We start from the raw sequence: 9,574 nt of genomic DNA on the forward strand, positions 1-9,574 counted from the left end.
CCTTTGCAATCGGTGTCACAATCCCAAACACACTACCTGAAGGATCAGCAATGGACGCGATCCGCGCCATACCAGGCACTTCAAAAGGCTCCCGTATGATTTTTCCGCCAAGTTCACGTGTTTGCGCAACCATGGCATCCACATCGTCTACGATGATAGATGTAAACCAGTGGGACTTCGATTGGTCCATCTCCGGATGAAGGAGAGGTCCATAATACCTGTGATATTATTCTCGCCAAGTGAGGCCATGTGATAGGGCCTTCCGGCATCTGTATGATGGTGAACGTCAGCCGGCGACCTTTTCAAAGAAGTTGACTGCTGCATCGACCTCAGTTGTCAGCAGCTCACTCCAATAGATTTTCCCATGATTTTCTGACATATTGATGTTTTTTTTGTTTATGATGCAAAGAAAAATCTACGAGGAGTTCTTAACTAACACTGCAAAAGGGAATTATAACACAATTTACAGAAGGGGATTTTTTTAGCTTGTAGAGAGCAACTGGACCATGAGCTTGTGGTAAGCTCGTTAGAGCGGAACCAGGGCTCTAGTCCATGTTATGCACAGTTTTATTTTCAATTCAAGTTTCTAAATTCACTTGGACTCATCCCCGTTTTTGATTTAAACAGATTACTAAAATGTTGTGGGTACCAAATCCTAAGGAATACCAATTTCGCTGATTGAATTGCCTGTGTTAAGCAGTGTGTTTTTAGCTTATCTATTACAAAAAGGTGAATATGTTCTTGAGCCGTCTTTCCTGTTTCTTCTTTAATAAATCACTCAAATAACTTGAGGTAAAGTTTAACTGACCTGCAAAATATTGCACATTGGGTAAGCCAGCATCAATCGCTTTCTCAGTCAGATAGTACTCCTTTAACAGTCGCTCAAAGGTTGAGACTATATCCGCGTTTAATTCGAACGTGTGTAGAATTGACGGTCATAGAATCTAGTACAATAATCAAGTAATAATTCAATATTTGAGACAATGAGATTCTGACTGTGCTTGTCTAAATTCTGGCTGTATTCCTTAACTATCTTGACAAGAAGATCCTCTATCGTATTCAATTCTTCGTCCGAAAGATGCAGCGCTTCGTTAACAGCATAATTGAAAAAGGTAGTTGTCAATCTTGTCGGCCAAACTTGATTTTCGTATCAAGTCAGGATGAAAAGCCAATACCCAACCTTTAGTATCTTCTGCTTCCACCGGTATTTCACCTTCAAACATGGTTACCTGGGCCTGGGGAGGTAAATACTAAAGTACCTTCTTCATAGTCATAGGAATTTTTCCATAATAAAGGTTACCACAGCCGGTATCTTTCAAAGTGATTTGATAGAGATGATCAACAACCTTTAATCGCGAAAATCAATGATGGTCTAACATCTTTGTTTTTACAACGGAAACCAAAGGGTGTTTGGGTTTTGGAAGCCCCATCACTTCATGGGCCTTGGTAATTGTTTCGATATTAAAAAGTTCTCTCTCCATACCTCATTTGGGACAAAATCTTATAAACCAAACTGCTGTTTTTGCATTGCAAAATACTCATCATCTGACATTTTAGAACGAGCATCTAATAAATATAAAGCATCCTCACCAGCTCTATAGCGCAAGGTGTCTTTGCCATCGGTAGCGGCTTTGTAAATGATTTCTGCAATTTGTTCAGGCTTACTCATTTTTTCTGGATCCATCGAGCTTTTCATCGCTTCCATAAACCCACCTACAAACTCATTGTACTCTGTGAGTTCAGGATTATGTTGCATATCCAGGGAACGTCCTCCAAAGTCAGTAGCTACACCGCCTGGTTCTACCAATTTTACTTTTACTCCTATTTGAGCCAATTCCCATCTGAGAGATTCTGAAAATCCTTTCAAGCCCATTTGGTGGAATGATAAAGAGGCATTAACGGAAAGTCATTCTTCCCCTACCGATGAAATGTTGATAAACATACCATCTTTGTTTTCTCTGAAGTGAGTAATGCTTGCTGCGTTACATCGAACAAGCCTTGTACGTTTACGCCAAATTGACGAATAATGCTTTCGCGTTTTGCAGATTCGAATGTGCCCATTAATCCATAACCGGCATTGTTAAGAACCACATCGATTTTATCAAATTTGGCTATTCCTGTTTAATAGCACTTTTGATACTGTCTAGTTCTAAAACATCTAGTTTGGTGACAAGTGTATTTGTCTAAAGAATTAAGCTCAGTTTCCTTTCAGGTGAGCGCATGCTTGCGATCACGTTCCACCCTTTGTTTTGAAAAGTTTTGCCGTTGCTCTGCCTATTCCAGAGCTGGAACCCGTGATTAAAATTGTCTTATTCATTCTCTTTTGATTTTCGAGTTGTTAGTTTAATAATTCATCAAATAGTGCATTTACTGTTATTTTACCTAGTTCATCACAGGCTTTGGACTATCTCCAGAAAGAGCTTTCTATCCATGTGAGTGGCACCTGTTATCTTATCATTGATGATTTCGATTCCTTGCTTTTCCAAGGCTTCGCACTGAAACCAGCTAAGTGCCCTGGCAAGTAGCCCATCGAAGGGGACTGCTTATCATATTTATCAGGAAATGCGACCATTTTGTATCCTTGGTAAGGATGTGGATTATTGTTGTGTACGGCAGTAGCTACCATAGCGGCAGGACCATGGCATACTGCAACAAGGTATCGATTAGACGCTTCGATCCATCGAATCAGTTTTCCAACATTCTCATCTTCCGGTAGACCGACCATAGAACCATGACCACCGGTAGAAAGCCGCAATGTATTTTGATTCTTTATTCAGTTCGTTTTCTCACAATCCCTTTTAAAGAAATGGGTTTGGCGAACTTGGTCTTGTTTTTTCTCATAAGCTTAGTACAGCTTCATCTTTGTGAGAACAGACCAATCTTCAAGAATTGCTGGTTTAGCTGTAGGTGTGACCACATCGAAATCAAATCCTGCATTTACCAAATGCATCAACGGTACCATGGTTTCCTGCACATTATTTCCAGTAGAAAAGAGCTTTCCATTGGTCATTTCAAAATAGCGCTCTTCAGTGCAAAGCACCAGGACCTTCTTTCACCTGCGTATTTTTTACCTCCAAAGTCTGTGCTTGAAAGCCACTCTTTTTATCTACTCGAGCATTTCCCGACAGGTGAGGGTATGTATCCCGGACCGTTCTTTTCTTTAGTAGGAGCAATTCCAAATATTTTCTTAATCATTTTTCTGTCATTTTTTGTACACTACAAATTTCTTTTCAGTAGAATAAAATGACTAAATGATTTTTCGGAAAAGCTAATAGATATTAAGGATATTGATTCTGCATAGGTTGTTAATACTCATTGTTCCTAAGCTTTATGAGATCCTCCGTGCCGCAGCCGATGCGCAGGAATGGACGCTTATCAAGGCTTGTGTTTCTGTTTTATCCTAGATGCTTTTACCACTCCCATTTTGATAATCAAAGCATTTTCGCTTTGCTCATAGCCCTTTAGTCTCTCTTCAAAAGATGCTTGTTTAAAGCCCTCTTGGTCTTCTGATGCCATTTCTCGGCTTATGGGATTCATACTTTTGGCATATTGAATATTACTTACATCATTTCTTTGACGATAAAGGGCAGGAAGAAAATCTCAAATACGCCAACCTCAATGGTGTTATGTGTAATCCATGCTTCCCAAAACCCGGTAGATAACGCCCACAATTTTCCGGTTGATTGCCTTGGCTATTAGGTTCTTTTTATTCGTTCCAGCTACAACTTCATAGTGATAATGTACCCCGATGATTTCCCATCTTTGTATACATCTTTAAAGGATATCCTAAGAAACATCATGGTACCAAGTAAAGGGATTTTCTTTCCATTCCCCAGCCGTCATTTTCACAGTAGAATATTTCCAACTCCTCATTTACCGGATACTTAAAACCATGTTTCTTGTATTGCATAGTTTCCTGGATTTTATTTTCGCACCAGCTTTCGCTGTATTGTTTTCACCTAACTTACCCTTTAATGAGCATTTATGTGGTCAGAGGGATGCCACAAAAAGTAGGCAGGCACTTTTTTACCCTCATAACCTTCTCATCATTTAACGTAACCTTCAGGTTCGCAAAATTCTTAAACCACCAAGCTATCATCTCGGAGCTTAGTCACGAAGTAAGAGTGTTCGAGAACAACACATAGTTGTCCGGATTTATTTTTTACTTGTCCCCAATGCACCGATGAAACAGGCTTTAATTCCCATCGAACTTTCGCTCCTGAGGCATACTTAATTTTTGCATAATTATGATTTTTATGCAAAGTAAGTCTTAGAGAATGCAAAAAGATTGATGAGGGTTAAGAACTGATGCGTTGTTTTAAAAACCTGCTCAGCGCTTCGGGTGTAATTCCAATGAAGGCTGCAACATATTTTGAAGGAGTCTTGCTTATTATAGCTGGATAATTTTCTTCTATAAAGGAATATTGTACTTCAGTAACAGAGGATTGTTTTGATACTGATTATATGCTTGGCTTCGATTAAATGTTCTAATATCTTTTTTCTAAAGAATACGCCAAGCTTATCCGATAAAGTACAACTGCATAAAATACTCAAAGGGTATAGCAATATATTTCACCTTGGTTATCGCAATTACATTATCAGATTTGATTGTTTTGATACCGCACTTATCATATTTGAGCATAGATTACCAGCTTGAAAGAACTTGAAATGATAAATTTGTCTTCTTCATTATATTCAGATGCGGCTATACCTTCTAAAATATAGATGACTTTATCGCAAATGTCGGTCTGACTAAATATGATCTCCTTTTCGAAGCTGTATGTATAGAAAGTTTTGAAGAAAACTCTGTCCATTCGACATCAATTCCTCCTTGTACATATTTCTCAACTTCGATCTTAAGTTTATCCATACATGATTTGCATTGAGCATGACGCAAGCTCTGCGTCGGACAGCTCTTTTAGCTGTCAGCCGGAGTTCTAGCTTTTGTTTTCAGCCTTTTCTATTCAATGTTGATACTTTTAACCACTTCTTCTATAGCCTTTGATTGGTAACGTTTATATTCCAATTTCAATTTTGGATACAATTCTTCTATCTTCTCTCTCACCCTAATTCACCATAAATTACAAAGCTTTTAAAGTTAGAACCACGGTTGTGGGGATCATTTTCTATATAATTCAACAGATCATAATTCGTCTTAATCTTATCTTCCATACATAGCGTCTGCGAAGTATGGAGGTTAGGTTTTGTTACAGGCATTTCATCCGCAATTAATCGTGCTTTACTATTTCAATAGTATCCGACCAAAATCCATTATTTTCTCAATCTCGCCTCTTAGGTTTTGGCTTCCACTGGCTTTTGCGAAATTTTTTCCAATTCATTTGATTTTCTTGTATCGGGAATTGGTTGTTTCGATCCATGTGGAAAACAAATTGAACAGCCGCCTCTTAATCTATAATTTCGAATTCGCGAAACTTTGACATTAGAAATTTTTGACGGAAAATCGATTTTCCCATATTCATCTATCCAAAGGCTTGCCTGTACTGCTTATGGTATTTCATAATTCAATATTTTAGGTTTTTACCTAAAACATTGAGCCTTTTAAAAATACTATTAATCTCATTTTTATTAGCGTTATGAGGATTTAGTCTTATGTTGTAATCAGCTTATTTACTCTTTCTATCTATCTTTCAACTTCTTTGAGTTATATAACAGGCTTACGTTCTTTTATACTTTTTTGCCTTCAATGTCTGGTTATGAGTAGTAAGGTCCTCTAAGGGCGCTATTGATTATAGCTCTTGTTAGCGGGTCATGTTTTTTCAATTTTAAGTCAATCAACCTTTGCCGCACATTCGATTCTAAATTTCTCTTTACCATTTTTTTAAAAGACTGAATGGGAAACGTAATTGAAACGAATACAAGAAAGTTACTTTTGTCTAGTCTGTCGTTATTTCCTTAAATGTCCAAGAACCTAAGAAAGACTTAAATATTAATGGACCTTCAGTCATTTTAATTGCTGTCGCTTAGGCCTGTTATAAGTTATGTATTCCGTCACCATTCAAGTCCATTCTTTGCAACACAATATGCTTTTACTCCTTGAGCCGCTTTTGTCGCACTTCGATTAAGTCAGCCTTTTAAGAAAAGATCCCAGCTTAATCGTTGATTATAATCCTGAGTTAAGTCAAAAGCCACAGCTGGAGTGCAATTAATTTCAATGGTTTCTGCAAACTTTATATTTTCATCTATTCACTATTCTTTTTTGTTGAAGTCAATAGTATTTCTGAAAAGCCTTTAAAATTAGCCTTACCGGAATATTGAACAAGAAATAAACTCTTCTGTTAAGACTGTAGCTTGTTGTAAGTGTGAGTTGTATTTTATCAGCTTTGAAGCTTAAATAGTAAGAACCATTCGGGACTCTGAAAACCCCATCTGAGATGTCAAAAAATGACCTGCTATAAACCCCTTTTCTGGATTGAAGTTGAATGAGTATTCCTTTAATGTTCCCAAGTAGTTATTTCTTGTATGAATCGTTTGCCTGTGTCAAAATAGGCAATCCTTTGACCACCTTTCCCTTCAGTCAAAAGCTCTGCTTTCAATGGTCTTGGAATCCCAAGAAGTTTAAAAGCTATTGGTCTGAAAATTGTTCAATTTGAACATTGTAATGTTATCCCAAATCTTTTCTGCTCGTCCATTAATGTCAATGGAAGAAGAAATCGTTTTTATAATATTCGATCGGGAGCTGTCAATTCGTTTTATTATATGCCTGCTAACGCCAAGTTATGCCTCGGATAGCTGCTTTAGCTGCTGGCTGGCGCTTAGCTGATGTTGAGCATTTTGCTTTATGTATCAATTGCAAAATCCGGGTTTATTTTGCCGGCTTCAATAAATATGGTGAAATGAGCATAGGGCTCTTTGGTATCTGCCAATGTGAGATTCCAGTATGCCCCATTTTCATATATCATCATTACTTCTAATCCAACGATTTTAAATCGTTCTTCCCAGGAATTGAAGTTTGTAGGCAGTTCTGCTTCTCTAAACTCCTTAAGAAACTTCTTAGTTATCTCTGGAGATAATTTTTCAATTTCTTTTTTTATGCTTTTCAAAAAATCAACATGAGCTGATTCTGGATTTTTTCAGTACCTCTAACAATTGAAGGAATTTCTAATTCTTCATTACTCCACAAATTTTTACTTCTGCTCTTGTGAAACAAAGTAAACTCTCCAAGTTCAGTTTGAACTTTTAACTTGGGCCTCTTTTTGAACAGATTTGAGAAAATACTCATTTTTAATTTTTCATTGTACACAACGACTAGCTAGAATCAGGACAGCAACTTTAGATGCTGGCTGGGTATAGCTTTTGTTAGCACTTTACAAGTTTTGTATTCTAATATTTTCAAAGAAATTTCGGATGTATTTGAGCTTTTATCAAGCTCTTTGAATATTTTATCCATAATTAGCTTATTCTTTTCGGATATTGATCCGGATTGCATTCTAGTGCAACTTGAATTAGAAAGGGGAATATATTTTCGAAATATATTTTACCGTCCTTCGGATTTTCGGCAATAATTTTACCATACAGATGGTTAAGCAATAGCAATTCACCCTCGGAACTCGGGTTTTTCTATTGAGCCTTCAATAAACTTCCTAAAGGGTAATAAAGAAGCTCTTAGGCTTATCAGTTTTCTATTTTAGAAAGTGGAATTGCAGTTTTTTTTTTTGCCCCTCGTGTTTAAAGAAAAAGTTTATCGTGTCGTATGAGTGCGTTCTGTAGGCTTTCCCGTAGGCAGTTTTTACCCCAGGCATACAAAACTATTTCTTCATATAGAAACCAATTTTCTATTTCTCCTGAATCCGAGAAATGATATGATATACTTCTATCCATTTTTGATTACGCTGTCTAAGGAAAAGTACGGTACCTCTCAATGCATGTTTGTCAAAAACAATGCTTTCTGACATTAATTCAGACTTTTGATTAACACATGAAATCAGTGTTAAATTCATCGTAATAAATGCGAAGCAAATGAAATAATCTTACCATATATTAGTGCTAACACCAAGTTATCGATCGGCTGCAGGGATAACGAAGGATGGTGGATAGGTTTTGTTAGTGTTTTTTAATCTGTCATCCATCTCTCCCAGTCTATATTTTGGTAAACAATCAGCTTACTTCTTTTTCGAGAAATACTATTTTATCAGAATGGGAAGGATCTATGTAAAATATAGTATCTCTTCCAGCTACATTATAGTATACATGTACCCTTTCGTTTTTGGATAATACTTTTTAATACGAACGTATGCATGTGAACTGATTGGAAATTTATTTTCATTGGTAAATTCAAATTCACCGTGATCAAAAATTATTTGAAATTTGGGCTTTTGCTTGAAATCATGATATAAAAATACACGACGTAATTCGAATCTGGATGAACCTTTGAATCAATTTATCAATCAACTGTTGCTTAAGGATGGAATCGCTTAACTCTTCTGAAAAAGAATTTATATCCGTTTTTCTTCCTTTAGTACTTCAGATTTAGGTTTTATGCATCCGATTAATAATACAGCAAGGATCATAAAAGAAAAGAACTTTGTTTTATCCAATATCTTATATTATTGTGTCCTTTTTATTTAACACTAACGATGACTAGATCCGAGAAGCCACTTTATAGGCTGGCTGGGGTGTAGTTGATGTTAGCTGTGATCTATTTCATTTATCCAGTTTTCTTTAACCCGATTATCCACATCCATTTAGTTGGAGGCTTTCCTTGAACTGTGAAAAAATTCACTCTCCCTTTTAATTCAATATGTGGATCAGGCTCAATTATTTCTGCTTCAATTGCACCTTGAGAAACAAGTTTATTCTAACCTCTTTGAAATCTTCAAAAGTAAGTGATAGTTGTTCTAAACCATAAATATGTTCATCACGGCATAATACTCCAGGTCTTTCATAGTAATTCTGAAGAGTAATTTGTTGTCCGTCGGAATCTATATTTTCGTATTGAGCGTACACCGATATTAAATCGATCCCTAAGTCATATACACTGATTCTAATAAGTTCAAAAGTTCTATCCCTTTTCCCAATTTCTTATGTCTGGCAACGTATTCGAGAATTTCTAGAAGATCTGGATAAACTAACTCAGAAAGATACCTATGAAAGCCTATTAAATACATGTAGAAGTACAAATAACCATTTTCAAGCAGGTAACATAATAGTTCCTTCAAACTTAAATCATCTAAATTTAAGGTACACAGGTAGGTAATTGAGTCATAGATAGAAATCTCATTAAGGTCTTGTAATATTTTTTCTCCTTCTTCAATGGTTGCCTGACAATATAGCATTCGGTATATATTATTTTGCAGCTAAGGTCTGTGTATGCTGCGTATCCCAAAGGTATGCACTAAACACTAGTTAGCTGTCGCTATTTTCTTTCTTTATAAAACTCGTTCAACAATTTATTAAATCCACTTGGATTGTGTTTCCAAGCGATATGCCCGCATTTCTCTATTGTTTCAACCCTTGCTGTTGGAAATCTTTTAAGAAGTTCATGTTTACTTTCGCCATAAATATCGTTTTCTCCATAGCTTATCATTATCGGGTAATCGGGTTTATTAAATTCGGG

9 protein-coding genes are annotated in these 9,574 nt (G+C 36.5%); all 9 read right to left on the minus strand.

The features are described from left to right. Positions 1-190 (minus strand): VOC family protein (locus D5R40_RS36170; RefSeq protein WP_205127707.1); only part of this gene is annotated, 190 nt, incomplete at its 3' end. 1,311 nt (positions 191-1,501) lie between these two features. Beyond that, positions 1,502-1,834, minus strand: coding sequence for a Rossmann-fold NAD(P)-binding domain-containing protein (locus tag D5R40_RS38160; protein WP_205127709.1), 333 nt, complete (start codon positions 1,832-1,834; stop codon positions 1,502-1,504). An 83-nt stretch (positions 1,835-1,917) separates the two neighbouring features. Beyond that, positions 1,918-2,115 carry an SDR family NAD(P)-dependent oxidoreductase gene (locus D5R40_RS42910; RefSeq protein ID WP_445974451.1) on the minus strand — a complete coding sequence of 66 codons (198 nt, stop codon included), beginning with the start codon at positions 2,113-2,115 and terminating at the stop codon, positions 1,918-1,920. Between the two features lie 730 nt (positions 2,116-2,845). Continuing rightward, entirely contained in the window at positions 2,846-3,040 is a 195-nt protein-coding gene (locus D5R40_RS36175) for a hypothetical protein (protein ID WP_161565082.1), read from the minus strand. 335 nt (positions 3,041-3,375) lie between these two features. Then, positions 3,376-3,516 (minus strand): hypothetical protein, encoded by a 141-nt coding sequence (locus D5R40_RS36180; protein WP_161565083.1) that lies wholly within the window; start codon positions 3,514-3,516, stop codon positions 3,376-3,378. A gap of 3,281 nt (positions 3,517-6,797) precedes the next feature. Beyond that, positions 6,798-7,061, minus strand: a complete 264-nt coding sequence (locus D5R40_RS27250) for a hypothetical protein (protein ID WP_124155491.1) — start codon at positions 7,059-7,061, stop codon at positions 6,798-6,800. Between the two features lie 1,714 nt (positions 7,062-8,775). Continuing rightward, entirely contained in the window at positions 8,776-8,964 is a 189-nt protein-coding gene (locus D5R40_RS27255) for a hypothetical protein (protein ID WP_124155492.1), read from the minus strand. Positions 8,965-8,981: 17 nt separating this feature from the next. Then, complete coding sequence (locus D5R40_RS38170; RefSeq protein WP_124155493.1) at positions 8,982-9,293, minus strand: hypothetical protein; 312 nt, start codon at positions 9,291-9,293, stop codon at positions 8,982-8,984. Between the two features lie 80 nt (positions 9,294-9,373). Next, on the minus strand, positions 9,374-9,574 hold a 201-nt coding region (locus D5R40_RS38175), incomplete at its 5' end, for an alpha/beta fold hydrolase (RefSeq protein ID WP_205127711.1).

Origin of the sequence: Okeania hirsuta, assembly GCF_003838195.1 — a bacterium.
GTDB classification, from domain to species: domain Bacteria; phylum Cyanobacteriota; class Cyanobacteriia; order Cyanobacteriales; family Microcoleaceae; genus Okeania; species Okeania hirsuta.